Below are 26657 nucleotides of genomic sequence, written 5' to 3'. Positions count from 1 at the left end.
AGAGCCGCGGGTTGCTGCGGCTCTTTTTTGCGACTGCTATTTCTTGTCTTTGTCGTCGACAACTTCGCCTTCTACCGGCTCGTCATCTTTCTTTTCGGCACCTTCGGCTGGCGCTTCTTCTTTGCTTGCGGCTTCGTACATTTTGGCACCAATTGGCATAATTGCGTCGTTGAGTGCTTTTACGGCTGCTTCTAGTTCGTCTTTATCGGTTGCGTCTTTGTGCTTTTTCGCTTCTTCAACAGCATCTTTAATGACTTTTTTGTCGTCATCAGAGATTTTGTCTTTGTATTCATCTGGCATTTTTTCGGCCTGGTAAATAGCGTTTTCTAGCGTGTTTCGCGCATCGACAGCTTCACGCTTTTTCTTGTCTTCGTCGGCGTGAGCCTCGGCTTCTTTTTGCGCCTTTTCAATATCTTCTTTGCTCATGTTGCCGCTATCTTGGATAGTGACACTGTTTTCTTTGCCCGTTCCCTTGTCTTTTGCAGTAACGTTCAAGATACCGTTAGCGTCGAGGTTAAATGTCACCTCAATCTGTGGTACACCACGTGGCGCCGGCGCAATGCCATCGAGTACGAACGTACCGAGTGACTTGTTGTCGTTCGCCATTTCGCGTTCGCCCTGCAAAACGTGGATTTCTACCTGCGGCTGATTGTCGGCAGCGGTAGAAAACACCTGTGATTTGCTGGTAGGAATAGTACTGTTGCGTTCGATAAGCTTTGTCGATACACCGCCCATCGTTTCGATCCCAAGGCTAAGTGGCGTTACATCGAGAAGCAGAACATCCTTCACATCACCAGCAAGAACACCACCTTGGATCGCCGCACCGACAGCCACGACCTCATCTGGGTTGACGCCCTTTAGAGGGTCTTTGCCAAAGATAGATTTCACTTTTTCAACGACAGCTGGCATACGGGTCATACCACCCACAAGGACGATCTCGTCAACATCACCAGCGCTCATACCGGCGTCTTTTAGTGCCTTTTGCACTGGCTCGGCAAGGCGATCAATCAGATCTTTCACGAGGTCTTCAAGCTTTGAGCGGGTAAGCTTGTACTCGAAGTGCTTTGGGCCGTCGGCGTCTGCCGTAATAAACGGAAGGTTGATTTCGGTCTCTGGAGTGCTTGAAAGCTCTTTCTTGGCTTTTTCAGCTTCATCTTTAAGGCGTTGCATTGCAGCCTTGTCGTTTTTAAGGTCGATACCTTCTTGCTGCTTGAATACATCGAGGAAGTGGTTAACGATTCGGTTGTCGAAGTCTTCACCACCAAGGTGTGTGTCACCGTTTGTCGAACGGACTTCAAACACACCGTCGCCAAGCTCTAGAATAGAAACATCGAACGTACCACCACCAAGGTCGAATACGGCAATCTTTTCTTCTTTTTTGCCTTCTAGCCCATACGCAAGCGCGGCAGCTGTTGGCTCGTTAATAATACGCTTTACCTCTAGACCAGCAATCTTACCGGCGTCTTTTGTGGCTTGGCGCTGTGAATCGTCGAAGTACGCAGGGACAGTAATAACCGCTTCGGTAACAGGCTCACCAAGAAACGCTTCGGCATCCGCCTTGATCTTTGAGAGGATCATTGCCGATACTTCTTCTGGCGTGTATTCCTTATCGCCCATCTTTACTGCAACGCCGTCGCCTTTTTTAACGATTTCGTATGGCATAATATCGTGGTCGCGCTGAACTTCGTCGCTGCTGAACTTTCGGCCAATTAAGCGCTTTACGCCATAAATAGTGTTTTTGGCGTTTGTAACACGCTGACGCTGCGCCACCTGGCCAACAAGACGTTCGCCGTTTTTATTGATCGCGACAACACTTGGTGTCGTGCGATTGCCTTCAGCATTTGCAATAACTTCTGGCTTGCCGGCAACCATATACGCAAACGCGCTGTTGGTTGTACCGAGGTCGATTCCGATAATTTTTCCCATTTTTAGATTCCTCCTGTTGAATGTATTTGTCGCTATATCTGTGATATATTTTAGCACTCTGATATGGAGATTGCCAATATCTTCATTGTAAATAAATTAGCACTCTCATGTCAAGAGTGCTAATTATCTTTTGCCCAATTACTGCACGCTAGCAAGAAGCTCATCTGCCTGCGCAGCCGTTCTGGCTATACGGCGGCCAAGATCCTCCCGCCAATCCCCCCATACCTCCGAGTTTGCGGGTGCAAGCTCAAGCTGACCTGGCTGATCGGGCCGGGCCCTTAGAGCCCCTGCAGGGCTTACGAAATCTATATATGAGAGCCGTATGCGCAAACGGCGCGGGACCTCATCATCAAATGACTCACCGTTTTCTGGTGAGTCATTTGATTGATTCTGCTTCAAAGTTTCACTCATACACCTAGTATAAGCCTATGCTTACATTGTCGGCAAGATTGTCTGCCTACAAGGTCTCCGGCGGCATGCAACAGCGTACATACCAGCCTGACCTGTTTCTGCCCTAATCTTTATGATTTAACTGAAGAATTGACGGAGCGAGCGCCACCGTATGCTGAACTTCCGTAGCCACGACCTACGCGAGCATTGTTGCCGCCAAAATTATTGAGGGTTTTTAGCAATGCAGCTACTCCGGTCATTGCAACAAAACCAATGCCCACGTGCTTTAAGAAACTTTTGCGGTCCATTTCTTTTTGAAGAAGAGAATCGAGTTCGTTTTTCATGCCCATACCTTTTTGTTTTTATTTATTTTTGAACGGTTGTTACTATTAAGCGTAATCGTCTTAGCGTCCCGTGTCAATAGCAGAGTTTCGTGCTGGTCTAAAATCACTAATCACCCGCGATCGAGGCGCAACGTTTAGACTATTACGATTGGCGACCTGTCTATGAGGACTGACGACAGGCTTTTGGGTGTGGCCACTACGGCTCGCCGTGGGTATACTTTTTGCCATAACACCATCCATTGACATTACTGGGCGTCGTTTTATAGTCTGAACCGCGGGTTTTACGGGCTGAGCCAACGGCTTAGATACAAGTGGCTTTCCTTCTGGTTGCACTGACACAGGAGCAATAGTCTTTGTCTCAGCAAGGGCAGGCTTTTGCGAAGTAAGATTTTTTTGCTGCTTGGCAAGGCGTTTCGTTTTACGGATAGAGACCATTACGCTAACGACACCTAGTTGATACACGATAATTATCGGCACAGCTATAACCGTTTGGCTAAGAATATCTGGCGACGGCGAGAGTATTGCTGCCGCGATAAATGCACCCACTATGACAAATCGCTCGGAATTCAACAGACCTTTTGGTGTTAACGGGTGTATCCAGTGCCAGAATAAAAGAAGTAGCGGCAGCTCAAACAAAAGACCAATACCAAGCACGTACCCTAATACAAAACTAAGGTAAGAATCGGCCGTGATAGAAGGGACTACGTAGCTATTCGCGAAGTTACTAAGAAAATTAAGCCCAGCAGGCACGGCGTACAAATACCCAAAAGTCGCCCCAGCAATCATAAGAACAAGCGCGGCCGTGGCAACAAGAAGAGAAAGTTTGCCAGTATGGCGAGGGATCGCCGGTTTAAGGAACGCGTAGATCTGATACATGATAAACGGCAAAATAAACATGAGCGTCACATAGAACGTCACCATGAAAATAAAAGAGAAGCCGCCAGCGGGAGTAAGATAAATAAGCTTTTGACCCCCAATAGGACCCATAACGATCTTTATGAAAAAGTCGCTATAGTAATAGACGAGTGACCCGACCACCATCGAAACGGCGATCGTCCAAAATAAACGACGCCTTAGTTCGCGTATATGCTGCGCAAACGTCTGAGTATTTTGCTCGGCCACCCCGTTTGTCGATCTATTTTTCGGTTTGTTTAGCGGCTGGCTTCGCTTTTTCTGGGCTTTCCTCGTTAACGCCATCGTCAATGCCCTTTCGTAGCTCTTTGATTGACGAACCGATGCTTCGTGATAATTGCGGTAGCTTGCTTCCACCAAAAAGCAACAAAATTATCACAAGGATAATAAGCAACTCTGGCGTGCCTACTCCCATAAAATCTGCAAAATTAGTTACTGGCATGTGTCTCTCCCTCACTTGCTATAGCTATATTAGTGCTATATACTGTTGCTATGATAAATCGGTTACGGTAAAAATGCAATACGCTATCACTACTACTATCAGCCCTCTCGTTCAGTTCGCTGCCAGTTACGATTGTAACGCCTACGGCAGGGGGACTTATAATAACGCCGAGTGTAGCACCACAACCGATCCAAACGCACCTCAAGAAGGCGGTTTATTGCCCGACACGGGGTGGAATATAATTATTCCCGTCGCCTTCGCCCTTGCCCTGATACTTGCTGCGTCTATTCTTTTTGCAAAAAAACTTATCCGACATTACCGCAAGTCATAAAGCGGTCAGGTAGTGACTATTGGCGTGTCACTTTTACCATGCTGTGACGGATAGGACGGCCATTCAATAAGTAGCCCGCCTGTAGCTCTTCGGCAATCACTTCCTTTTCGCCAGTTGCATCTTCGTCAAACTGAATTGCTTCGTGAATATCTGGGTTAAAATCACTTCCCGGAGTAGCATCGATTCGCCTAAGGTTAAGATTATCAAGCGACTTTTCTAGATTTTTGACAAGGCTTGTTACGCTTTGTACCCACTTGTGATCCTTGATATCTTCGGGTGTATATGCGATAGCGCGCTCGATATTATCGACAACCGGAAGTAGTTTTAAGATTGCGTTAGATTGACCAGCCTCGCGTGCGGCTGTTTTTTCTTGCTCGACACGCTTGCGATAGTTTTCGAAATCAGCGCGCGTACGCTGAAGATCTTCGGTTAGTTCCGCGACCTGCTGTTCTAATTCATCTTTTTTGCTACTTTTTGGCATTTATATCCCCTTAAAACAAATTTCCTATTGCAGTAAACACGCTAATAATCGCGTTACCAATCGCCGTCACGACGGCCACAATTGCGCCAACCACCGCCTGCACCACCGCAACAATTGCATTTATAATTGCTTGAATAATTTCCATTACAGAACCTCCTCTAGCATTGCGCCCGCATGACGGACAAGGCGCATAACTTTACCATAGCTTTGGCGCGTAGGGCCAAGCACACCGATATAGCTTCTGTCCGAATACGGCGAACGGAAACGACTAATAATAAGACTTGCTCCGCTGGTTTTTCCGATAGGATTTTCTGCGCCGATATAAACATTCAGCGGCTCGTTTGGCGCCGCCTCGCGTAGCCATGGCTCGAGGTTGTCGAGCAATCGCGCTACCGCCTGAGTGTGACTTCCCTGCATAAATTCGGGTTGACTAAACAGGTTGCCGATACCGTTGATATACAGCTGGTCACCTATCGTGGCAAGGCCCAAGTTTTGCGTAAGATCCACCAGACTATCTACCGCACTTCTAATCGCGCGCGTCGTAGAATCACCGTGTGTTGCCACGCGCGCTTCAATCGCTCTCGCACTGCGATCGAGGCGCGGCAGTTCTTCGCTGTCGGCTTCGGTAATTGCGTTAACATACAAGCGGTAGCCAGCATCGGTTGGAATTCGCCCAGCGCTTGTGTGAGGCTGGGTGATAAGCCCCATTTCTTCAAGGCGTGACATTTCGCTACGGATTGTCGCGCTTGAAACGCCAAATAATTTGGCAAGCGTGACGCTACCAACGGGTACGGCAATTTCTGCGTACTGTTCGATAATGGCTGAAAGAATGGCAAGTTGGCGTTCTGTCATGCTTTTATTTTAGCATGTTTTGGCACTCATTCAACTAGAGTGCCAGACCTACTTTGCAGTAAACTGCTGAAGCGCTTGCTTTACCTGAACGTGAAGTTCACTAGCAAGCGTACGAGCCTCGGCACCTTGTTCGACCGAATACGTTCCAAGTTCAACAACAGCGCGCACGTCTTGAACACATTGATCAAGATTGTCGTTGATAACAATCGTATACTGTGGGTGCGACAACATCGTTTCGAGCACTTTATCGGCAGTCGTAAGACGATTTAAGAACTCTTGGTCAGCCATGACTTCACGGCCCCGGAGACGTCGCAGCCATTCATCGTAGCTTGGCGGTATCAGCCCAATAATTGCAGCATCGGGTTTTGCCTTGTAGACATTGAGCATACCCCCGTATTCAAAATCGTGGATCGGGATCTTTCCGGTCGCCATAGTCCGCTCGATTTCACGGATGCTCGTGCCAGAAACCTGTTGATTATGAATTATTTCAGCCTCGATATATTCGCCATTTTGAATATCTTTTAAAATTTCCGCCTCGGTGCGGAAGTAATAATTGATACCATCTTGTTCTAATTTGCCATCGCGAACCTTGGGCGGGCGCGTTGTGTCTGATATGGCAAAAATGTAATTGTAGTTTTTAACAAGCTCTTTAATAACCGTGTTACGACCACCACCCGCGAGACCGCTGAGTGCTACGAAAGGAGTGCTCGCAAGCACTCTTTTGGCGTGATCGGAGATCTGGTAGTTTTCCAGAGCTTCTTGAAAGGCTTGTTTATTATGTAATGTAGGTAAGGTGTCTTCCATGAAACAACTATATCATATGTGTATGTATTTGAAAGTCAGACTAGTCACGTTTCAGCATGACAGTAAAGGCTTCTGACGGAATATCAACTTTTCCAAAACGTTTCATTCGCTTTTTTCCCTTGGCCTGTTTTGCAAGCACTTTCTTTTTTCGCGACACGTCGCCGCCATACAAACCAGTCGTCACGTCTTTTCGGTATGCCGACAGATCAGCACGTGCGATAAACTTACCGCCGATTGCAGCCTGCAGTGCCACCTGAAAGTTCTGGCGCGGAATAACTTCTTTCAATTTATCGACAACTTCGCGACCAAGACGCTGCGACTCGGAACGATGCACCATGAGGCTCAGTGCATCGACGATCTCGCCAGCAACATAAAAATCTACCTTCACCAAATCCTCAACCTTATAGGTATCAAGCTCGTAATTAAAGCTGCCATAGCCGCTTGTTACCGATTTTAGTTGGTCGTAAAAATCGGTCAACAGGTTTGCAAGTGGCGCATCAAAACTAATAAGCGCGCGCTCGTCGATATAACTAAGGTTTCGCTGTCTTCCACGCTTTGACACAATCAGCTGAATAACGCCGCCAATATAATCCTGCGGAACAATAATCTCGCCCTTAATCCATGGCTCGCTGATTTCTTCGATACGCGACGGGTCAGGAAGATCGCTAGCCGATTTTATATCAACTTCATCGCCGTTTTTTAGCTTTACCTGGTAATCGGTTGATGGGTTAGTGACAACCAAATCCAGATTATACTCACGCTCTAATCGCTCGCGGATAATGTCCATGTGTAGCAACCCAAGGAACCCGATACGTACACCAAAGCCTAGAACTGGCGAATTTTCTGGCTCAAATTGCAGCGCGGAATCACTAAGACTTAGCTTTTCAACAGCATCTTTTAGGTCGTTGTAGTCTTCGTTCGAAACGGGAAAGAACCCGGCATACACAAAAGGCTTAACGTTCTTGTAGCCCGGTAACATTTCGGTGGCACGCGAGCGTTTGGTTGTTACGGTGTCGCCCACTTTTGCATCGCGTGTCGTTTTAAGGTTAGTAACGATATAACCAATTTCGCCCGTGCCAATATCGGACTCGGCTTTCATGGTTGGCGAAAGCACGCCAACTTCTAGTGCAATACCGCTTGCACCTGTTGCCAGCATTTCAATAACGTCACCTTTTTTAATCGTGCCGTCCATAACGCGCATGTACAATATCACGCCGCGGTAATCATCGTAGTAGCTATCAAAAATAAGCCCGCGTGTTGGCTTTTCGGTGTCGCCCTGAGGTGGAACAATTTTTTCAACCACAGCGTCAAGCACGTCAAACACACCTTCGCCTGTTTTCGCGCTGATTTTCAAAATATCTTCTTCGGAGCATCCCAGAAGATTAATGATTTCTGCCGAAACTCGTGGAACATCCGCCGCAGGAAGATCGATTTTGTTTAAGACCGGAATAATCGTAAGATCAGCAGCAAGAGCCAAATAAACATTCGCGAGTGTCTGTGCCTGAATGCCTTGGCTTGCATCTACCACTAGTACAGCACCTTCACACGCCTCAAGGCTACGCGACACCTCGTAACTAAAGTCGACATGCCCTGGCGTATCAATAAGGTTAAGGTCGTGGTCTTTATACTTCATGCGAACGGGGGCAAGTTTAATTGTAATTCCCTTTTCACGCTCAAGATCCATCGTATCAAGCAGCTGCGATTTCATATCGCGCTTTTCAACCGTTCCGGTCATTTCTAGCATGCGATCAGCAAGCGTCGACTTGCCGTGGTCGATGTGCGCAATAATACAAAAGTTTCGAATATTAGACTGGTTCATAGTTCAGATGTCAATTATATCAGTTCGATCGCGCACGCCCAAACAGCAGCGATTTAACACGCGAAATAATAGGGTCGGATTCGGACAATTTTAGCATTTTACTAAATAGAACATATGCAGCCGCACTAATAGCTACAATAATTGCAAACTTTGGAAATGTCGCAAGAAAGCTCTGGTCGACCGCCCCAAGTTGAAAAATCTGCACCGTAATATAGCTAACGATTCCCATAATAGCCGTGGCCGTCATCATCCGCCCAACGGCATGCATAAACGCCATATCGAACAGCCCTTTAATTCGTCGCGACATAATATAGAACAGAATCATCACTTCTATAAACGCAACGATAGACTGCGCCCACGCCAAACCATATGCACCCATCCCAAGTGACATAGTAAACCAAATCGCAAGTCCAATATTAAGTGCTATGGCAAAAATGGAGATATAAAGTGGTGTTTTTGTATCTTGCTGTGCATAAAAGCTACGCGCCGCAATATGATAAATTGATCGGAAAAGAATCGCCACAACAAGCGAACCAAGTAGCCCTGCCATAAGCGCATCACCACCGTTCTTAATAAAGTTCACCAGGTAACCACGCGTAAAGAACGCGATTGTCGCCACAGGCAATGACAGCCATATAATAACCCTAATAACGGTTTGCAGCTCGCTTTTAAATAAATCTGGCCTTCCCTGAGCCAAACGTTCAGTCATTTTCGGAAACGCCGCCGTACTAATAGCAACACCGATAAGGTTGATTGGCACCAGATGCAGTGTGGTCGCCTGTTGGTACGCGGCAACCGTTCCCGACATCATACGTGACGCCAAATTTGTTTCAACGATACTATTTACATAATCTGCGCCTTGATCGAGTGATCGGGCCGGTAGAAGATGCAATACCTCTCGAAACCCTTTGTTTTTCCAATACACCTTGAATTGATAGTCAAAACCAAGACCAATCAGTCCTATCGAACTAACAATCAGTTGCAAGATGGATCCAAGTACCACACCCAGCGCCACGCCCATTATTCCACCCTCGAACACTTGCCATCCAAAAATATTGATTCCACCCGTAAAGAACACGATTCCAATAATAATTCCTACGTTGTAAATCGTTGGTGCGAGCGCATAAAATGCAAAGCGCCCAATAGCCTGCTGCATGCTAGCGATAACCGTCGCCACAGCAAACAAGAACGGGTTAACAGCAATTACGCGCATCATACTGATTGCAAGGTTGCGACCAGATTCATCGAGGCCAGGCCCCACCACGTAGCGCACAAGTGGCTCGGCAAATATAATAATAAGCACACTGGCAATAAGGGTTACAATCGCCATGAAGTTGATCATGCTCGACGAAAGCTCCCAGGCTGATTTTTTATTGCCACTCGCCAGGCGCTGGTTAAAGACTGGAATAAAGGTAACGCTCAGCGCACCAGATACCAGAATAAAAAACATGAAATCAGGGATCAAAAATGCAACGGTGTATGCATCGAGCCCTACGGGATAAGTATCGTAGTAATTACCGTTCAAAAGACGAACGCGGAAAAGGCCGAGCAAGCTGGAAACAAGCGTTGATCCAGCTAACAGCGCTGCTGCTAGCTGGATTGTCAACTTCATATTTGCCCGCGCTACAGCGCTTCTTACTCGACCCATAATTGAATCCGCCTATCGCTTTTAATGAAGCTTGGCCTCCGCTGGAAGTTTTGCATCCTTGAGGATTTCTTTAACAGTATCTTCGTCAACCGTTTCAGCTTCAAGAAGTGCATCTGCAAGCTTATCAAGGCTCTTGCGGTTGTGTTCAATAACAGCTTCGGCACGCTTTGCCGCTTCGCGGATAAGAATCTCAACTTCTTTGTCGATTTCTTTTGCGGTGTCGTCACTATATGGACGTTCGTGCGTCATGCGGTCGAACATCATACCGCCGTTGTCTTCGTGGAATACTTGGTCGCGAAGTTTCGTACCCATTCCTTGTTCGATAATCATATCGCGCGCGATTTCGGTCGCCTTACGAAGATCAGAGCCAGCGCCGGTTGTAATACCATCGGCACCATACATGATTTTTTCGGCAACACGGCCGCCCATTGCGCGGGCAAGAATGTCCTTAAACTCGTACACGTTCGTGTAACTACGGTCTTCTGGTGGCAAGAACCACGTTACACCGCCGGTACCGCCACGAGGAATGATCGTTACCTTGTGAACAGGATCGCTGTCTGGAAGCACGTGTCCAACAATCGCGTGACCAGCTTCGTGGTAAGCGGTCATTTTCTTTTCTTGTTCGTTCATAACCTTGGTTTTGCGCTCTGGACCAATAGCAACTTTTTCAAATGCTTCGGTAAGATCTGCGTTGCTGATCTTTTTTGCGTTGCGGCGAGCAGCCACAATCGCTGCCTCATTAGCCATGTTTGCAAGATCCGCACCAGATGAACCGGCGGTCTTTGCTGCAAGTGCGTCGATATTTACTGATTCGTCGGTTGGCTTGTTCTTAAAATGAACTTTCAAAATCGCTTCGCGGTCTTTGCGCTCTGGGAGCATGATATTCGTTCGACGGTCAAAACGGCCCGGGCGAAGAAGTGCAGGGTCAAGCACATCTGCACGGTTTGTTGCCGCAAGAACGATAACGTTCGTACCTGTCTCAAATCCGTCCATCTCTACTAAAATCTGGTTAAGGGTTTGCTCGCGCTCGTCGTGGCCACCGCCCATACCCGAGCCGCGCTTGCGACCAACAGCGTCAATCTCATCGATAAAGATAATAGCTGGCGCGTTCTTTTTAGCCTTCGCAAACAAATCGCGAACACGACTAGCACCAACACCAACGAACATTTCTACGAATTCAGAACCTGAAATCGAGAAGAAAGGAACGTTTGCCTCGCCCGCTACTGCGCGCGCAAGCATGGTCTTACCAGTACCTGGGTTACCCACAAGTAGCACACCCTTAGGGATCTTGGCACCAAGTGTCTCGTACTTTTTAGGGTGTTTCAAGAAATCAACGACCTCTTCAAGATCTTGCTTTGCAGAATCGTTACCGGCGATATCGCTAAACGTCACCTTTTCCTTATCGATACCGTAAAGCTTAGCCTTTGATTTACCAAAGCCCATAGCCTGGTTGTTTTGACCCTGCGCCTGGCGCATCATAAACATAAAGAACGCAGCAATAAGAATCACTGGAACAATGATAATCGCAAGGTTCCATAGTGTCGTGCCAGTTGTTGAAGGCGGCAAGATTGAGACTTCGGTTTTACCCTGCTGCAAGCCTTGCTCGTAAATACTACTGCTCGACTCTTTGACAGATTTTTCAGTCGCTTTGTCTTGGTCTTTTACTGTCACTTTGACATCGTCGCCCTGAATCTCGAGCTTTTTAATTTGTCCACTGTTTGCCCTGTTGATAACATCAGAAATCGAAACTTCTTTCAGAGTGCTCTGAGGAGAAAAGATAGCGATGGTCGCGAGGACGATAAATACCAAAATTGCCCAAAAAAGACTGATACGAATCAGGTTGCTCATTTTCTTCTTCGGGGGTTGCTGTTTAGTTGCCATAAAAAATCGGTTGTTCCTTCCTAGGTACGGTTCATATAAGAAAATTCACTCTAGATAATAATACCACTTCCTAAGGTGTTTCTACAATAAAAGTCCGAGCCGTAAAGCGAAGATTCGTACGTGCGCCAAGTTCGTAAACCGAATGTGGCTTAGCGGTCTTAATTGCGATTAACGCGCGGGCCGCCTGCGGACGCGTCGGGCTTTCGCCGCCTCGCACCAAAACAAACGCCCGAAGCAGTTCGCTCGCCACCCCGTCATCGATCTGCGCAAAAAAGTAACGTGAGTATTCACCATCGCTATCGACAAACGCCAAGGTTTCGAGATCGATTTGTGCCTTTAGGCCGATTTGGCGTTTCCACACCGCAAGAATAGTATCTCGCTGCTCGTCGCTTAGCTTCTCGGCAATGAGCCGCCGAATCCTGTTGCGAAGATATTTCGTCTCGGCATTCGTACTATCCTCGACCCATTCCAGCCGTTTGCTCCGGGCATAGGTACGAATACTCTCTTTTGTAAGGCTTAAAAGCGGCCGATATATAGCAGGGCTATCCAGTACCGCTACGCCGCGCCAGCCCGTTCCACGGCTTATATTGATTGCGATCGTTTCGATAATATCGTCGGCATGGTGCGCAGTGGCGATTGTCGCACCGCGCTTTTTTGCCTCGTTTCGCAAAAACTCATATCGCCGAGTGCGGGCTAGCTCTTCGCTCGCGCCCTGGCCTAACTCTTCGCGCGTTCCTATAAACTCTAAGTTGTAGTGTCTTGCGAGCGTCTCGACAAATCGGGCATCCGCCGCCGAGTCCTCGCGAATCCCATGGTCAAAGTGCGCCACAATCAATTCGTGCTCGCCCTCGCCCACTAGCATATCTAAAAGCACCACCGAATCAACACCGCCACTTACTGCAACAAGATACTTCATATTACGCACCTGAAGGCGGTGTTTCGTTGCACGATTCTATATTCGAAATAGTCAGAGAGCGCTTATAGTAATCGTTGTTCACGTTATATGAGCCAATTACTCCGCCAATAGCACTGTGGTTACAGATATAAAACTGGTTAGCATGGGATGGGTCGGTCTCGCGAAATCCGAGCCGGCGATACAGCGTATCGGTTTTAGGCGCATCGAGCATGTTCCAGGCCGAAATAACGTAACTCGTGCCGTCGCTCACATACATGTAACAGCCCGGGTGTCCGCCAACGCCCTTTTCTTTATTACTTTTCGGCAGATTCGACGTGCCAAGGCTCGGAATCCAATCGCCGCTTTGTGTCCCAATATTACACATCGTGTCAGTTCGCGCTGTTACCGTACCCCAATCCGGGTTGAGCGCGGCCGCAGTAATCGGATACGTACCCTTTTCGGCCTTGTAAGCGTCGACCAGCTCGCGCATTTTTCCTAAATCGGTACGAATCCTTGCTTCGCGCGCCTGCGACTGCGTTCCGTTATACGAAACGATCACAAGCGATGCCAAAATCGCAATTACCACAATAACTATCAATAGCTCCACAATAGTGAACCCGCGTTTATAATAATGCATCATTTTGTATACCCTCCTGTTACCCATGCGCCTTCATATGACCAATCACGCCCCGTGCATGAAAATCCGGGACTCTGCGGTGAATTTGATCCACTTGCAACGCCGTTCATGCGCGCAACCCCCACTACGTAATAATCACCGCGCGCCGCATTGCAGCCGTTATCACCCGCAGTATACCTATAGTAAAAATATTCGTAGTTTTCTTTGTTGCGCGCCGGGGCAAGATCGCCTACAACCCCTGTGTTCGTAGGGTCAACCGGCACTTTTGAAACACCACTCGTGCCCGTTAAGGCCGATAAAAAGTTAGTAGCGGCCGACCCCGTCGTGCTCACCTCCCAGCCGGCAGCGCCAGTTGTAGAAACGGGTGCAGGATAGGTACCGTTTAACGTTTTATATACCTCGAGTGCCTTAATAATTGTGTTCATGTCTTGCACTCGCTGGCTGTCGCGCGCTCTTCCCTGAATGCCGTTATACGCAACGATTGTAATAGCAGCGAGAATTGCAATGACTACAATCACAATCAACAGCTCTACAATCGTAAATCCCTTGGTTCGCCCACGACTTTTCATATAGCTTTATAGTACCATTTTTAAGTACGCCTCGACTATAAAAACCTTGTGCTTCCAAACGGCACTTTTTGTTTTACATAAAAGCCGGTACCAAGCGTATTTGCAGAATGAACCGTGCGATCGCCAAAGCGCTTGTTTATCTCGTCTATCGCGTCGGTCACATGTTGTTCGCGCGCCAATTGATCGCCAAAGAGGCTAAGCTGATTACTTATGCCGCTCTCTAGTTCGTAGCAGGTGATACTGATTTTCACCACATCGTCGGGCGCCTGTGCAAATAGCATGGCCGCCTGCGCGTAAATTGCCTGGTTGCTAAAAAAGGGCAGGGGACACATACGCCGCGCATGCCAGTGCCCCTGCGAGCGCGAGCGAACGCCCACTAGCACGCCGCGAGCCGCCTTGTTTTGCGAACGCATGCGGTGTCCTACCGATTCACACAAATGATGTAGCCGCTGCAAAATCTCTGTCCGCGACAAATCAAACGATTCCAGTACGTATTCCCGCCCCACCGTTTTTACGTCGTGCGAAACGTCGTCGACCTCCCAGCCGCGCAAACGCTGGTGCCAATACACACCGTTCACGCTTTTAAATACAATCTTTTGCAAGGTCTCTACGTCGGCGTCTAAAAACTCTAGCGGCGTGTAAATCCCCACCCTATTCAGTCGCGCTTCGTTCCGCCCAGCAATCCCGGTAAGATCCGTTAGCTTTAATGTCGCAAACGTCTGTCGAAGGTTCGTATAATCAATCACATCCAGACCATCGGGCTTGTGCAGGCCAGCCGCCGTTTTTGCCAAAAACCGGTTCGGACCAATCCCCACATTGCAGCGCATCCACACGCCAATTTCGTCTTTTAGCGCCTTTTTCAGCTCGTAGCCGATCTCTACCAAATCACGCGATTTCATGGCATCAGTCGCAAAATGAAAATCAATCACCCCCTCATCGATACTTTTCATGGTGATATGTGCCGAATAGCGTTTCATAATATCCATAAGTTTGTGATACACAAAACGATATTTTGGCGGGTCGCTTTCTAGCGCCACCAAATCGGGTGCCAGCCGCTTTGCATCCCGCACGCGCATGCCTAGCGTTACACCAAGGCGCTTTGCCTCGTAGCTGGCAGTCACTATCATCGTATTTTCGGTACGTCGGTTTACCACCGCCACTGGTCTGCCGCGCAGCATTGGCCGTGCCTGCTGCTCTACCGTGGCAAAGCACGAGTTCAAATCGATATGCAGCACCATTGGGCGCTCGGGATTGTAACTATCATTCATAGTGATCCATCTCCTGCGTAAGGTGCCATGTCAGCCGCTCGCTATCAAACTCTAGCCGGTAATCGGTGCCGCCATCGGTCACATCGAACATATGAATCGTCTTTAAACCCTTGTTGTCTGGGTGGCGCAGACCAATCTCACTCACCTCTACATCGCGGCCGTTGGGTCGTCTAAATCGCACTGGCCGGCACGGGTTTAAGCCCTCGCCAAATACCGTTACCACCTCTATTCGCTCGTTCAAAAAAGTTTCATCATTCATATCAAAAATCCTCAAAATTATAGTTTGAGAAACGCTTTTTGATTGTATTGCCCGTTCTTTTGCCCGTTTCTTAGCAAAATTCCGAAGACAATGAATGATCCAATCGCGAGGGACGCTTAGCGTTACGCCAGTGAGTATCGCGGGGAAGTACCCTTAGTATACCCCTTTTCGCCCCATAGATAAATAATTATTGGCTGCGAACCGTAATCCCAAGTTCGTGCGCAAGGTATGGCGATACGGCCGCCAGCTGCACGCCGTCGATTATCACGCCTTTTAACGAACTCCAGCCAACCAGCTCAAATAAATCCGAACTGCGAAGATCAACCAGCTTGCATTTTGCCTGCGTAAACACCGTGCGCTCCAGCGTGCACGATTCGAACGTTACGTCGTGCAGCACCGCACCCAAAAAATCAGTATCAGTAAACGTGCAATCCGTAAATTTCACCCTGCGGATATCAGCAAAACGAAAGTTGGCCATATCTAGTTTGCAGCCACTAAACGTGGCGTCGTGTAGAGCGGTCTTGCTCATATCCACGCCAGCCATGCGGCAGTTTGTAAACGCCGCGCGGTTAATAGCCCCGCCGCCCAGCATAGCCGCCGAAAGGTCGCACTGCCCCACTTTTAAATCGCGCGCGTTTATCCTCTCAAACTGCGCCGCCGTTAAAATCACCTTTTCTAGCACCACGCCGCTCATATCTAGCGATGTAATGTGGGCGTTCGTAGCGTCGCGGTTTCGCAGCGCGGCATCTTCAATATCCCCCTCTAAAAACGCATCGAGCGTTATTTCATCGAGCTGCGGGTTAAGCTGCGGCGCACTTATCTTCATTCCCCTCAGTATAACACTGGAAAAGTTGGCGACTATTTGATACAATCAACCAAGTAAATGTGGCAGCGTAGCTCAGTTGGTTAGAGCGTAGGACTCATAAGCCTAAGGTCACAGGTTCGATCCCTGTCGCTGCTACCAGAGTTGAATTTGAGTCGCCCGAAAGGGCGATTTCTTGTATTAACAGATAAGAACTGGCTAATTTAGCGGTTCTAAAACCCTTGTCGCAATCATTACTACCAGCAAGGAGATACCCTATGAAGACATTATGAAGGTTAGTGTTGATCAGTCTGCATTCGGACGCAAGTATAACTACGGCACCATCACAATACATATGAAAGAGCAGCAAGATGAAATTACTTTTAGACACATTAAGAGCCCTGAATCTGCTCGACGCACAGCACAGGCGAAGTTTGTCCAGTCATCAAAACACAAACTCCTGTAACGGCTATTCTTGCGCTTGAGTCTTCGCAAACTAGTCAGACTTATGAAAGATTGCTAACTTCTTATAAATCTGACCAACTTCTCCTTTCTGATCACTCGTAAGACGAGGGGATTTTCGAAGTTTATCTGTTAGCTTGATCATAGTACTGACGTCGTGAGGAATGAATGTATTGGCATTAATCTTCATTCTCTCGCTTTCAAATGCATTGTCTAGGGCTTTATCCTTAAACCGCCGCGTCACCACTTTGTAAGCAAGCAGATCATCTTTCTTTAATAACCCTGCGAGATACTCTGTAGCTATTTTGTAGCGCTTCTTCCATCCTGGCACGGAAGCATTGATGCCTCCTCCTGCAGAAATACTATATGCCCATTGATAGGCCACAAAAGACCAATCTCCGTAATCATACATTTCATAGATATTTAACGGTTGTTCGATTATTAGCTTTGTAACCCTCGATAAAACACGAACAAACAAGCCGTTACGCTTACCGACTTCCTGTTGCACATACTGCGCAAAAAAACCATTGCCTCGGTCTGGAACAAGGTAAAGAAGCATCGTCAACGCATTCTTCGGATCGGCGATAAACTGTACAACATTTGCGAATAATATGGAGGTGAGCTTGTCTGCATCTGCAGAATCAACGAGCGTCTCATGCCGTATAAGCTCATCGGCCTTAGAAAGAATTCTAGCCAAAGCTGAGTCGCCACCTTCACCAGCTCCTTCCCTTAGGGTAGCCCTTAGCCACGCCCTCAAGAGGGGCAGCTTAAACGTCTGCAGACTTTCTTCGCGACGGCCAATCGCCTGTTGCATAAGGAAGAATGCTACATTCTCCACTTTCTGACTTTCTGCCTCCACCATAAAATCACTCATAATTTTCATAAGCGTTTCATCCTCAAACCTAACACTATCAATCCGAGTAAGTATCTGGTTAACGAGGTGTTCACTTGCATTGTATTCGTCCACGCGAGCCGTAGCACTAAAGTACGCATCGAGCACGTCAGGGTGAGCAACTTGCTTAGCACCCTTTAGGTCTGCAAAACTAATATTCGATCTTTTAGAAGCTTGTCCTAATCCAACCGCCAAAGCAGGGAACAGGTTACATAACATTTGAATTACAGCCTCCCTCCGTTCATTCTGGAGATTGCTCTTTTGCATTATTACGGTCATATGTCTTTCGAATAGCGACTTCTTCTGCTCTTTATCCATAAAATGCCAGTCTATAGTATCTAGAGTATCTCTCTCGACATAATAGTCCCGATTCTTATAAATATCTCTGTATAGTATTGGATAGGCCAATTTTATATGAGCCATTGCGAACCTATCTTCAAAACATACATATTCCTCGTAGGAATACTGCCGCCCTTTATTCGTATAGGCGGTGAGAATCAAGTCATTAAAAATTCTTATAACACTTCTGTAAGAGCCCATTTCCCCAACGTCTCCCTCGTACGTGGAGAGCGAAAAGCTTTCACCTATTTTTAACAGATCTCTATACTTTTCAATATATTCCCCTAGTAGACTCTGAAGCTCTGCATTGCTAGGTGGCAAAATGGAGATTTCCATCTCGGTGAATTTTTCCAAAAAAGCAGACGGATCGGGTGCATGTGGCGGAGCCGCTCTTATAATTGCATCCTTTTCATAAATACAGAGTATTTGGATATTTTGCTCGTGTATCGATTTGGCATGATGAACAAGCTGCAAAGTTCTATATATACGATCTTCGCTATAATGCCGCTCTATGTCGTCAACTACAACTATGAGCCTCTTTTTCTCCCTATCGAGAACTTCCTTTATTATATTATCGGGCTTACTTTGTGCGTCTATAGTGTTGAGAATATCGAAGGTAGAGGAAAGAAGCTTATTATTCGCAACACTAACAAACTGATTAACGGCTCTGGTCATTACCTTCACTATATTTTGATAACTAGGCGACTGAGACTCTAAAGCTTTCGCGATTGAATCATAAAAACCTTTAACTAGCGCCTCCTCAGATGCGTAACGCCACGACTCAAAGTCCACCCAGATTAAACGTTTATTTGTCTCTAAACTAGAGCGTACCTTCTGATAAACCATGGTTTTGCCAGCTCCCCACGGCCCCGTTAACCCTACCGATCTTGGCTGACCGATCTCTAGAACTTGCCTGAGCTCCTCAACATACTTACGCTGAGACTCCGAGAGCTCTTGGAGATTGCTGATGGGCTTATCCTCTATAAACTTTGTAGCTTTTCGTCCTGAAGCGTTTTTTCTACTCGCGATCCATGGCTGCACATGAGCAATTGCAGCGGCGCCAAGAATTAGAGCCATAATAAAAGCTATAAAAAGAGAGAAGTGCGGATACAGGCTAATATTATAAGGATTTAGTATTAAAAGCCCTAGTGGAATGATAAACTTTAAGTAATTCTCCAGTGTCTTGCTCCAATTTGAGCCTACAAACCACGATCTAAGCAAAGGTAGCCCTATACGACTGGACACGCCTATCAGTATAATCGCGACTAAAGTAAAGAAGCCGAGCTCAACCCACGACAGATTACCAATTAGTTCATCGGGTTTTGCAGAAGAATCCAGGAAATTCTCATTCAATAAAAAAATCGTAATACCAGCCGCTATCATACCTGATATTACGCCTACGACAATTCGTCTCAGATACTGCCAAATCATATATACACTATACCAAACTATAGTTGTTATTTATGCATTTATAGTTTATAACGCTTATTCTTTTTCGGTTACTCAGTTTTACTTAACTAGTACATTTAGAGTATACTTGTCAATAATATGAGTGATGCGCTACAAACAAACTCTGCGAATCGTGCAGTAATACTTCTTCACAAATTCCGTCAATCCGCCCCGCCTCCATCAGACAAACGTAATCAAAGAACAGTTCGTCATGCCCTTGCAAGAATGTATGGATACGACATCGACGACACTAGTATGCTTATGCAAATTATAGGCGAGCTCTGGAGAGTTCCTGGGCAAATTCGCATGGATCTTGGAAAGATCGAAAGCCTTAACCCCACCCCATTTAATCGCGTGGTCACTGACCTCGAAAAGGTCTTGTCAGGATTAATCCTGGATAGTGACGCTGTAAGTGTTGCGAATAGCATACCACATTCTCTAGAATCTTCTCTTGAAATGATTAGTGCCTATCTCGACATACACTGCCCCGAAGCGCTACCCTCCAAAGATAACCTCAAAGATCTCTTAGGATCAGTATCTCAATTGATGGAAGATATCAAATCCGCCGATCTGGATAATAAGTTTACAGACTTCTTCCTCCACCGACTTGACGAGCTTCACTACGCCTTAAACCACTATGACACTCTCGGCCCCCACGAGGTTCTGCGAAAGGTCGATGAGATATTCGGTAGCCTACTTCGCCAATATCCTAGTATCCGACAGTCGTCTAAAAAACAAGATATCGCTAAGAGTATATTTAATATCGGAACAGCCATTTTACTTGCCATTCAGCTTGTAAACGGTAGTTTTGAGCTAGCAGAAAATTATCAGCATCTTCTTGTCTCCGAGGAGCGTAAAAAATAGCATGAAGGGACGCTAGGGAACAAATACATCACTTCTTAGCTTGATGTAAAGTTGTCTTGTCGAAGCTCAGTCATCTGGATAAATAGTCAAGATTTTTTTCAATGGACTGTTCGTCAATCTCAATGACTTTTTTGCCATTTGCCTTTATCGTTACTATTCTCTTAGACCTATGGTGTTTGTTACTCGCTCAAGTGTCACCACCACTTATGTCACTTGTATCAATCCTATGCCACTAGTGTAACTCTTGCAATGCAATAAGAATATACTTTTAATATACTTATGCTAGAGGACATCGGGAGTTCATCCTTAAAACTAAAAGGCAGTTCGGACTATTGAACCTGCGAGTTACTGTTGCTGTGGTGGTGTTGGTCGTATTTGAGTAATTATCTCTTGATGCAGGGCGTCTTTCGTCCTGTTGATTTCTTCTTGCAGTGACTTATAATCTTCACGTTGCTGTTTTTGAGCGGAATCGAGATTTTGGTTAAAAGTAGCATTAAACATTATTACTTCCGCAGCAACAGACGCAACGATTAGCACGGTGGCAAATACGGCGCCTATAATTATGTTGCGCTGCTCTCCGTGGTGTTTGTCTGTAGTTTTCTCTAAAGCCTTGATCTGTTTCTCAAGGTTGTCGATTCGAATATCCGTTGTGGGCGCAATGATAACGCTCCCACTATTAGCATTTCCCCTTCTTTGACTACGCCGAGACACTGATGCCGATGGCTGCTGCACAGGGCTAGAAGTCGTGCCGCCCAGAATTTTTATCAACCAGTTGCGCAGTTTGATAAACATAATTTTCTTACTCTGGAAGGTAAAAGCCCTTAATAATGTAAGTACCTGAATCCGTTTTTGTTATAGCTATATCACGGTCAATATACGTATGAAAATCGATGCCACCCAACGTAGAACCCTTATTTACTATAGTATCCGCCTCAAAACGCGCGGTACTAACAATAATAGGAACTATCGTGATCAAGGAGTCGTTTTGACCACGTCTAAAAACTTCCCAAAAATTAACTCTCTCTAAAATTTCACCAGGCATATATATATTTCATTTATAGCATTTTTATTTAAACATTCAAACCGATAGCATTTTGGTTATACCCCTATTATAGTCGTGATATAACATAAGCGCAACGCAGGAGTGTCCTGTTCTATCCTTATTGCTTAATTATCTGAATATTCTGTTCTCTGGCGTACTCTACGATGCGACTCATTTCGATCAGTTCTCGACGGATAGAGTTCCACTTCGAGTTGGCCACTCCTACCAGGAAATTATTTGAAGAATCGCCTCCAAGCGATTCTTTTTATTACTCTAGCTTGGACTCACGCCTGATTTTCAGCACAGTAAGAACAGAGCCGATGATACTGAGAACAGCCCAAAGCACAAGTGAATATGGATTAAGAAAAAGCAGATAGAATTTAAGCTGATCCACCTCGATACATGGCGTCCTTCCACCCATTAAGCCCGTGCACATCGGACTTGATTCGTTTATCATCAAACCACCCAACAGAAGGAAAAGAAACCATACGACGAGAATTGCGAATAGATAGGCGACTGCTCGACCATACTTTCCAACATCTTTGCGTAAAATGTCCCGATAAATATATAATGACCCAAATATGGCGATAGCTAAAGCGGAGACGGCTGGGTGGAAGATTATGTTGTGATACCATGTAGTAAACATATCTACATGCAGCACAATGCGACTAGTAAAAACAAGATACCAAGCATAGGCCACTAGAATAGCCATAGGGATAATAGCCCAGTCCGAAGAACGAAAAACGAATTTAATACCCTTCGCCGCCGAATGCCTCTTGGCTAGTGATTTAGTCATACTGCCTTAACTTTATAGCTTCAAGCCACCAAAGACAACTCTGACTTTTTGAAAGTTGCTATATTTAATATAGTAACCTATCATTAAAGTAGCACTAAAATCTTGGAGGGATAAAATGAAAGCAGCACAAATTACCGAATATGGTGACGCGTCGGTTGTAAAAATCAACGATACGGATATGCCCGTAGCAAAGCCTGGTCAGGTTGTCGTAGAGGTTCACGCCGCTAGCCTTAACCCGTTTGATACGATTGTTCGCGAAGGCTACTTGCAGCAAAACGTGCCCCTTCAGCTCCCGGCAACGCTTGGCGGGGATATTGCGGGCGTTGTAACCGAGGCCGGCGAAGATGTTACTGATTTTACCGTTGGCGACAAAGTATATGGCCAGGCAAATATAGTCGCAGGTAACAGCGGTGCGTTCGCCGAATTTGCCGCTACTAGTGCCACGCAAATCGCCAAAATGCCAGAAAACCTCGGCTTTACCGAGGCAGCATCACTCCCTCTTGCGGGAGTAAGCGCGATTCAGGCGCTTACCGAGCATATTAAACTGGCTGTCAACCAAAAAATCTTTATCAACGGTGGCGCGGGCGCAATCGGCTCGATTGCGATTCAGCTTGCGAAGAATATTGGCGCATACGTTGCCACTGCTGCTACCAGAGAAGGTATCGAGCTAGCAAAACAACTTGGCGCCGATGAAGTGATCGACTACAAAACAAATGACTTCTCTGCCCTATTAAAAGACTACGACGCAGTATTCGATACGGTTGGCGGCGACACCTTCGACAAATCCCTCGCTATTCTTAAGAAAGGCGGTATCGCGGTATCTATGGCGGCCGACGCCGACAGCGCCCTCGCCGCCAAGCTAGAGGTAACGGCAATCCACCAAATGACACATGTCACTACTGGGTATCTCGATACGCTCCGCGACCTTGTAGAACAAGGTGTCATAACGCCGCGAATTGGCGCAACATTCCCCCTCGATCAAATCGCCGAGGCACAGCGCGCACGCGAAAGCGGCGAAGTTCTTGGAAAAGTCGCGATTAGGATTAAATAATTTTGGATGTGCGACGAGCAGCAGGAAGGCAATGGGCTACCAACCTACTCGTCGACATCGCGCGCTCATTTACGAACACGCACAACCATCGCACTTGCAGGTGCAGCCAGCCTGACATCGACACGCGGTCGATTCGTCGTGGTTACAGCACTTGTTTGCCTTGTCGACCATTCGAACGACAAGGCCATACACTACGCGAAACATCTCGCCACCCCCATTGCTCGTCGGCGCCCAAAACTATTTTGGGCACATAAAATATACTATCAAAAATATGGCTGTCACTAGAGTGATTTCGTTTCGTCATTTTCTATTTTGCTGATAAAAACCTTTCGCTTTCAGCATTCTCTCATATTGCCTTCGTATTATTGAAAGGCAGCTGAATAGACGCGTCGAGATGATGCACCTATAACGCAGCGGCGTTACGAAGTTTTTTAAAAGGTGTACGACAAGCAAAATAGCAGACTGCGCAATATAAGTAGCTAACAGAGGGAGCATTACTCATGCTAACCAAAAAATCACTACTCATCGCGGGAGTCGCCGCCACTATAGGAATTGCAGGAACGGTGGGCGCGAACGCAGCATTTGCCTTTCACGATAACAAAAACGACGATTTAGTCGCTCGAATTGCACAAGAATTCAACCTTAGCGAAGCCGAGGTTCAAGCAGTGTTCGACGATTACAAATCGGACCAAGAAGAAGCTAAGGTCTCTGCCTACCTACAAACATTAGTAGACAAGGGCAAGATAACCGCCGAGCAGAAAACTGCCATCGAAACCAAACTAACAGAGGTTCGTGCTGAAATGAAAGCCGAGCACGACGCGTTGGAAGTTTGGGCCGAGACTGAAGGAATCGACGTTGAATACGTCTTTAAATATGACCTTCAAAAACTCGTAGACGAGGGTAAGATTACTGCCGAGCAAAAAGTAAAAATCGAAGCTAAACGCGAAGAGCTAAAAGACAAGCGCGACGCAATGCGCACCGAGCTTAAGCAATGGGCAGCCGACAACAACATCAATGTTAAATACTTGATGATAGGCAAAGGCTACTTTAGCCCATACTACGGCCACGGCTACGGTCACCACGACCACCATGACCACGACGACAAGCACTGGCGCTAAAGCCTAAACATACAAAAAGCCGCTCTTTACCGAGCGGCTTTTTTATTTACTTTTTCTTGCCCGCCTTCGACGGCCACCACATCCACTTGCCAATTTCTAGCGTGAGCGCCGGCACCAATAGCGAACGCACGACAATCGTATCAAGTAACACGCCGAACGCTACAATAAACGCCAGTTGCGCCAGGAACAAAATTGGGATAACGCCAAGTGCTGCAAATGTTGCTGCCAGCACGATCCCCGCCGATGTTATTACCCCGCCCGTTACCACAAGGCCTTTTATCGTTCCCTTGCTGACGCCCCACTTTATTGTCTCTTCGCGCACTCGCGTCATAAGGAAGATATTGTAGTCGATACCAAGCGCCACCAAGAACACAAACCCAAATATCACCACCGATGGGTCGGCGCCCGGAAAACCAAGGACATTATTAAACAGCAGGGCAGCAATACCAAGCGTTGCCGCAAACGACACAACCGTTGTTAGCAACAACACTAACGGTGCAATAATCGCTCTAAGCAGCAGCATAAGAATAATCGTAATAACCACCAATATAACTGGTATCAAAAGAGCCCTATCTCGAAGCGACGCCTGGTTCGTATCGTACTGCACGGCACTCACCCCACCTACTAAAGCGCTCGATCCCACTTCTTTAAAATCAGCACGCAGTTGCTTTACCGTTTCGCGTGCAGCAAGCGAATCTGCCTGATCAACGAGGGTTGCCTGCAAAAGCACCTTGCCGTCAATCACCTTGTTTTTTGCATTTTTAAATGGATACGCACTAGCCGCAATCGTATCGACAGATGGTATCTTGGTCATAGCAGCTTTCACTGCCTGGTCAATAACCGGTTGAGGTAGCCCTGCCATTTGCTTGGTGATCTGCGCCTTTACTGCAGCCACCTGCTTTGCGCGTTCTGCTGTCACTTGCTTTTTGATTGTCGCCTTTAGCTCGCGTTCGGTAACGCCCACCGGCGCAGAACCCGACGGCGTATCTGTCGCCGTAACACTGACAGAATCAATTCCTTTATTCATATCCAGCTTGTACGCTGTCTTTTTAAGCTCGCCCTCGTTTACCAGCACATATACCGGTGATCCCGAGCCACTCGCAAAGTGAGCATCGAGCACCTTTTGACCTTCACGTGCCTCTGAATATCCGAGTATCAGTTGGTTCTGCGGCACGCCATCGGCCTTTAATTGAAAGATTCCAACACAAGCAAGCAACAGTAACCCTGCCGTTCCCGCCCATATTCGGCGCGGGTGGCGGTGAACGAGCGAACCAACTTTTACCCAAAGTGAGTGGCGGTGTTCGTAATCATTGCGCAGTTCCGGTTCGTATTTTGGTCGGCGCGGCCAAAATACCGAACGCCCAAATACCAAAAGCAAAGAGGGAAGGAAGGTGAGGGAAGTGATAACCGCAAGTCCGATCCCTATTCCCCCAACTGGTCCTAAGGCCTTGTTCGATTCGAGGTCTGAAAGTAGCAAACACAAAAGCCCAGCAGCCACCGTTCCACCAGCCGCAAGTATTGGTTCAAACGACGCCCTAAGCGCCGCAACTGTCGCCTGCCACGCCGTTTTGTGTCGTGTTAATTCCTCTTTGTACCTTGCAATATATAGCAGCGCGTAATCGGTCGTTGCACCAATAACCAAGATAAACAAAATCCCCTGCACTTGGCCGTTTAATTGCAAAACATCTGCCTTCGCCAAGTGCCACACCAGCAAAATTGCCGTCGCCAGCGCGCTCATGGCACCCACTAAAACAATAACCGGCAAAAGAGGTGAGCGATATACGACAAGCAAAATCACAAATACCACCGCAAGCGCCACTAGCAGTAGCGTGCCGTCTATTCCCGCAAATGCCCCTTGAATATCCTCGGCAAACGATGCCGGACCGGTAAACTTATAATCGGTTGCCAGGTTTGTGCCGTCTAAATCACCTTTTATCTCGGCAAAAATCTCTTTAAATTCCCCGCCCACTTCTAGCGGAACGGCAATAAATGCCGCCTTGCCGTCCTCGGATATCAGCGGCGGCGACACGTCATCGACTACCCCATCAATATCCTGAATTTTTGCGGCCGCATCTTTTAGCGCCGTCTTGTCTGCCTCGCTTAGTTTTTCGCCGCCCTTATCAAACACCACCAAAAGCGGCAGCGTATTACTATCGCGGAACTTCGCAAGCTCATCGTTTACCTTTGTTGATTCGGCATTGCTTGGCAAGAAGGCAGTCAGGTCATTACTCGACACTTCGTCGATCTTGCCAAAATATGGCCCACCAATACCCGCAAGAGTTATCCAAACGATAATAAGGACAGCTGGCAACAACCTTCGAAGCCATTTTGAAGAAGTAAGTTTTTGAAAACGTTTATGCATGGTTATAGTATAGCGTAACTCG

27 protein-coding genes and 1 tRNA gene are annotated in these 26657 nt (G+C 47.0%); 6 read left to right on the top strand and 22 right to left on the bottom strand.

All coding sequences use genetic code 11. The annotated features are described in order from the left end of the window. Positions 1 to 36 precede the first annotated feature (36 nt). The 5 genes from dnaK to tatA form a co-directional block, all read right to left on the bottom strand. Positions 37 to 1926, bottom strand: coding sequence for a molecular chaperone DnaK (gene dnaK / locus HZB75_00670; GenBank protein QQG51009.1), 1890 nt, complete (start codon positions 1924 to 1926; stop codon positions 37 to 39). Positions 1927 to 2064: 138 nt separating this feature from the next. After that, positions 2065 to 2337 (bottom strand): hypothetical protein, encoded by a 273-nt coding sequence (locus tag HZB75_00665; GenBank protein ID QQG51008.1) that lies wholly within the window; start codon positions 2335 to 2337, stop codon positions 2065 to 2067. 110 nt (positions 2338 to 2447) lie between these two features. After that, positions 2448 to 2660 (bottom strand): hypothetical protein, encoded by a 213-nt coding sequence (locus HZB75_00660; GenBank protein QQG51007.1) that lies wholly within the window; start codon positions 2658 to 2660, stop codon positions 2448 to 2450. Between the two features lie 60 nt (positions 2661 to 2720). Then, a complete protein-coding gene (gene tatC / locus HZB75_00655; protein ID QQG51006.1) occupies positions 2721 to 3782 on the bottom strand; it encodes a twin-arginine translocase subunit TatC in 1062 nt (353 codons plus the stop codon). Between the two features lie 13 nt (positions 3783 to 3795). Next, complete coding sequence (gene tatA, locus HZB75_00650; protein QQG51352.1) at positions 3796 to 3987, bottom strand: twin-arginine translocase TatA/TatE family subunit; 192 nt, start codon at positions 3985 to 3987, stop codon at positions 3796 to 3798. Positions 3988 to 4087: 100 nt separating this feature from the next. Between tatA and HZB75_00645 the strand changes: the two genes are divergently transcribed. Continuing rightward, positions 4088 to 4345, top strand: coding sequence for a hypothetical protein (locus tag HZB75_00645; GenBank protein QQG51005.1), 258 nt, complete (start codon positions 4088 to 4090; stop codon positions 4343 to 4345). Positions 4346 to 4361: 16 nt separating this feature from the next. Here HZB75_00645 and HZB75_00640 read toward each other — a convergent pair whose 3' ends face one another. From HZB75_00640 to HZB75_00585, 12 genes are all read right to left on the bottom strand, one after another. Beyond that, a complete protein-coding gene (locus tag HZB75_00640) occupies positions 4362 to 4826 on the bottom strand; it encodes a nucleotide exchange factor GrpE (protein ID QQG51004.1) in 465 nt (154 codons plus the stop codon). A 144-nt stretch (positions 4827 to 4970) separates the two neighbouring features. Further along, positions 4971 to 5678 (bottom strand): transcriptional regulator, encoded by a 708-nt coding sequence (locus tag HZB75_00635; protein ID QQG51003.1) that lies wholly within the window; start codon positions 5676 to 5678, stop codon positions 4971 to 4973. Between the two features lie 48 nt (positions 5679 to 5726). Next, positions 5727 to 6482, bottom strand: a complete 756-nt coding sequence (locus HZB75_00630; protein ID QQG51002.1) for a guanylate kinase — start codon at positions 6480 to 6482, stop codon at positions 5727 to 5729. A 40-nt stretch (positions 6483 to 6522) separates the two neighbouring features. Continuing rightward, positions 6523 to 8301 carry an elongation factor 4 gene (lepA, locus tag HZB75_00625; GenBank protein QQG51001.1) on the bottom strand — a complete coding sequence of 593 codons (1779 nt, stop codon included), beginning with the start codon at positions 8299 to 8301 and terminating at the stop codon, positions 6523 to 6525. A 19-nt stretch (positions 8302 to 8320) separates the two neighbouring features. After that, positions 8321 to 9949, bottom strand: a complete 1629-nt coding sequence (gene murJ, locus HZB75_00620; GenBank protein QQG51000.1) for a murein biosynthesis integral membrane protein MurJ — start codon at positions 9947 to 9949, stop codon at positions 8321 to 8323. Between the two features lie 21 nt (positions 9950 to 9970). Then, complete coding sequence (ftsH, locus tag HZB75_00615; protein ID QQG50999.1) at positions 9971 to 11830, bottom strand: ATP-dependent zinc metalloprotease FtsH; 1860 nt, start codon at positions 11828 to 11830, stop codon at positions 9971 to 9973. Between the two features lie 70 nt (positions 11831 to 11900). Continuing rightward, the gene (gene tilS, locus HZB75_00610; protein QQG50998.1) at positions 11901 to 12746 is read right to left on the bottom strand and encodes a tRNA lysidine(34) synthetase TilS; all 846 of its coding nucleotides are present in this window, start codon (positions 12744 to 12746) and stop codon (positions 11901 to 11903) included. Position 12747: 1 nt separating this feature from the next. Beyond that, the gene (locus HZB75_00605; GenBank protein ID QQG50997.1) at positions 12748 to 13362 is read right to left on the bottom strand and encodes a prepilin-type N-terminal cleavage/methylation domain-containing protein; all 615 of its coding nucleotides are present in this window, start codon (positions 13360 to 13362) and stop codon (positions 12748 to 12750) included. Beyond that, complete coding sequence (locus tag HZB75_00600) at positions 13362 to 13931, bottom strand: type II secretion system protein (GenBank protein ID QQG50996.1); 570 nt, start codon at positions 13929 to 13931, stop codon at positions 13362 to 13364. The genes HZB75_00605 and HZB75_00600 overlap by 1 nt, the downstream gene beginning before the upstream one ends. A gap of 35 nt (positions 13932 to 13966) precedes the next feature. Beyond that, entirely contained in the window at positions 13967 to 15199 is a 1233-nt protein-coding gene (locus tag HZB75_00595; protein QQG50995.1) for a hypothetical protein, read from the bottom strand. Next, complete coding sequence (locus HZB75_00590; GenBank protein ID QQG50994.1) at positions 15192 to 15458, bottom strand: hypothetical protein; 267 nt, start codon at positions 15456 to 15458, stop codon at positions 15192 to 15194. The genes HZB75_00595 and HZB75_00590 overlap by 8 nt, the downstream gene beginning before the upstream one ends. 187 nt (positions 15459 to 15645) lie before the next feature. Next, positions 15646 to 16284, bottom strand: coding sequence for a pentapeptide repeat-containing protein (locus HZB75_00585; protein ID QQG50993.1), 639 nt, complete (start codon positions 16282 to 16284; stop codon positions 15646 to 15648). Positions 16285 to 16345: 61 nt separating this feature from the next. Between HZB75_00585 and HZB75_00580 the strand changes: the two genes are divergently transcribed. Together HZB75_00580 and HZB75_00575 are read left to right on the top strand one after the other, a co-directional pair. Further along, positions 16346 to 16422: transfer RNA gene (locus tag HZB75_00580), tRNA-Met, on the top strand. 127 nt (positions 16423 to 16549) lie between these two features. After that, the gene (locus tag HZB75_00575; GenBank protein QQG50992.1) at positions 16550 to 16726 is read left to right on the top strand and encodes a PH domain-containing protein; all 177 of its coding nucleotides are present in this window, start codon (positions 16550 to 16552) and stop codon (positions 16724 to 16726) included. A gap of 30 nt (positions 16727 to 16756) precedes the next feature. Here HZB75_00575 and HZB75_00570 read toward each other — a convergent pair whose 3' ends face one another. Beyond that, positions 16757 to 19384 carry a hypothetical protein gene (locus tag HZB75_00570; protein QQG50991.1) on the bottom strand — a complete coding sequence of 876 codons (2628 nt, stop codon included), beginning with the start codon at positions 19382 to 19384 and terminating at the stop codon, positions 16757 to 16759. Positions 19385 to 19501: 117 nt separating this feature from the next. On the opposite strand from HZB75_00570, the gene HZB75_00565 reads away from it, so the two are divergent. Continuing rightward, entirely contained in the window at positions 19502 to 20266 is a 765-nt protein-coding gene (locus HZB75_00565) for a hypothetical protein (protein QQG50990.1), read from the top strand. A gap of 345 nt (positions 20267 to 20611) precedes the next feature. Here the strand turns inward: HZB75_00565 and HZB75_00560 are convergent, their stop codons facing one another. The 3 genes from HZB75_00560 to HZB75_00550 all read right to left on the bottom strand — a co-directional run bounded on the left by HZB75_00560 (position 20612) and on the right by HZB75_00550 (position 22104). Then, entirely contained in the window at positions 20612 to 21058 is a 447-nt protein-coding gene (locus HZB75_00560; protein QQG50989.1) for a hypothetical protein, read from the bottom strand. Between the two features lie 7 nt (positions 21059 to 21065). Then, a complete protein-coding gene (locus tag HZB75_00555) occupies positions 21066 to 21308 on the bottom strand; it encodes a hypothetical protein (GenBank protein QQG50988.1) in 243 nt (80 codons plus the stop codon). Between the two features lie 268 nt (positions 21309 to 21576). Then, complete coding sequence (locus tag HZB75_00550) at positions 21577 to 22104, bottom strand: hypothetical protein (GenBank protein ID QQG50987.1); 528 nt, start codon at positions 22102 to 22104, stop codon at positions 21577 to 21579. Positions 22105 to 22219: 115 nt separating this feature from the next. Between HZB75_00550 and HZB75_00545 the strand changes: the two genes are divergently transcribed. Both HZB75_00545 and HZB75_00540 read left to right on the top strand, forming a co-directional pair. Continuing rightward, the gene (locus HZB75_00545) at positions 22220 to 23155 is read left to right on the top strand and encodes an NADP-dependent oxidoreductase (protein ID QQG50986.1); all 936 of its coding nucleotides are present in this window, start codon (positions 22220 to 22222) and stop codon (positions 23153 to 23155) included. A 500-nt stretch (positions 23156 to 23655) separates the two neighbouring features. After that, positions 23656 to 24273, top strand: coding sequence for a hypothetical protein (locus tag HZB75_00540; GenBank protein ID QQG50985.1), 618 nt, complete (start codon positions 23656 to 23658; stop codon positions 24271 to 24273). A 46-nt stretch (positions 24274 to 24319) separates the two neighbouring features. On the opposite strand, the gene HZB75_00535 is transcribed toward HZB75_00540, so the two are convergent. Continuing rightward, the gene (locus tag HZB75_00535; protein QQG50984.1) at positions 24320 to 26635 is read right to left on the bottom strand and encodes an MMPL family transporter; all 2316 of its coding nucleotides are present in this window, start codon (positions 26633 to 26635) and stop codon (positions 24320 to 24322) included. Positions 26636 to 26657 lie beyond the last annotated feature (22 nt).

This window comes from Candidatus Saccharibacteria bacterium (assembly GCA_016432585.1).
Taxonomy (GTDB): domain Bacteria; phylum Patescibacteriota; class Saccharimonadia; order Saccharimonadales; family Saccharimonadaceae.
The sequence above is the reverse complement of the archived record's forward strand: the minus strand, read 5'-3'. Positions and strand labels throughout refer to the sequence as shown.

Coding starts and splice junctions, on each gene's coding strand:
- dnaK (QQG51009.1), bottom strand. CDS start 1,926: ATGGGAAAAATTATCGGAATCGACCTCGGTACAACCAACAGCGCGTTT.
- HZB75_00665 (QQG51008.1), bottom strand. CDS start 2,337: ATGAGTGAAACTTTGAAGCAGAATCAATCAAATGACTCACCAGAAAAC.
- HZB75_00660 (QQG51007.1), bottom strand. CDS start 2,660: ATGAAAAACGAACTCGATTCTCTTCTTCAAAAAGAAATGGACCGCAAA.
- tatA (QQG51352.1), bottom strand. CDS start 3,987: ATGGGAGTAGGCACGCCAGAGTTGCTTATTATCCTTGTGATAATTTTG.
- HZB75_00645 (QQG51005.1), top strand. CDS start 4,088: ATGCAATACGCTATCACTACTACTATCAGCCCTCTCGTTCAGTTCGCT.
- HZB75_00640 (QQG51004.1), bottom strand. CDS start 4,826: ATGCCAAAAAGTAGCAAAAAAGATGAATTAGAACAGCAGGTCGCGGAA.
- HZB75_00635 (QQG51003.1), bottom strand. CDS start 5,678: ATGACAGAACGCCAACTTGCCATTCTTTCAGCCATTATCGAACAGTAC.
- HZB75_00630 (QQG51002.1), bottom strand. CDS start 6,482: ATGGAAGACACCTTACCTACATTACATAATAAACAAGCCTTTCAAGAA.
- lepA (QQG51001.1), bottom strand. CDS start 8,301: ATGAACCAGTCTAATATTCGAAACTTTTGTATTATTGCGCACATCGAC.
- murJ (QQG51000.1), bottom strand. CDS start 9,949: ATGGGTCGAGTAAGAAGCGCTGTAGCGCGGGCAAATATGAAGTTGACA.
- ftsH (QQG50999.1), bottom strand. CDS start 11,830: ATGGCAACTAAACAGCAACCCCCGAAGAAGAAAATGAGCAACCTGATT.
- tilS (QQG50998.1), bottom strand. CDS start 12,746: ATGAAGTATCTTGTTGCAGTAAGTGGCGGTGTTGATTCGGTGGTGCTT.
- HZB75_00605 (QQG50997.1), bottom strand. CDS start 13,362: ATGCATTATTATAAACGCGGGTTCACTATTGTGGAGCTATTGATAGTT.
- HZB75_00600 (QQG50996.1), bottom strand. CDS start 13,931: ATGAAAAGTCGTGGGCGAACCAAGGGATTTACGATTGTAGAGCTGTTG.
- HZB75_00595 (QQG50995.1), bottom strand. CDS start 15,199: ATGAATGATAGTTACAATCCCGAGCGCCCAATGGTGCTGCATATCGAT.
- HZB75_00590 (QQG50994.1), bottom strand. CDS start 15,458: ATGAATGATGAAACTTTTTTGAACGAGCGAATAGAGGTGGTAACGGTA.
- HZB75_00585 (QQG50993.1), bottom strand. CDS start 16,284: ATGAAGATAAGTGCGCCGCAGCTTAACCCGCAGCTCGATGAAATAACG.
- HZB75_00575 (QQG50992.1), top strand. CDS start 16,550: ATGAAGGTTAGTGTTGATCAGTCTGCATTCGGACGCAAGTATAACTAC.
- HZB75_00570 (QQG50991.1), bottom strand. CDS start 19,384: ATGATTTGGCAGTATCTGAGACGAATTGTCGTAGGCGTAATATCAGGT.
- HZB75_00565 (QQG50990.1), top strand. CDS start 19,502: ATGAGTGATGCGCTACAAACAAACTCTGCGAATCGTGCAGTAATACTT.
- HZB75_00560 (QQG50989.1), bottom strand. CDS start 21,058: ATGTTTATCAAACTGCGCAACTGGTTGATAAAAATTCTGGGCGGCACG.
- HZB75_00555 (QQG50988.1), bottom strand. CDS start 21,308: ATGCCTGGTGAAATTTTAGAGAGAGTTAATTTTTGGGAAGTTTTTAGA.
- HZB75_00550 (QQG50987.1), bottom strand. CDS start 22,104: ATGACTAAATCACTAGCCAAGAGGCATTCGGCGGCGAAGGGTATTAAA.
- HZB75_00545 (QQG50986.1), top strand. CDS start 22,220: ATGAAAGCAGCACAAATTACCGAATATGGTGACGCGTCGGTTGTAAAA.
- HZB75_00540 (QQG50985.1), top strand. CDS start 23,656: ATGCTAACCAAAAAATCACTACTCATCGCGGGAGTCGCCGCCACTATA.
- HZB75_00535 (QQG50984.1), bottom strand. CDS start 26,635: ATGCATAAACGTTTTCAAAAACTTACTTCTTCAAAATGGCTTCGAAGG.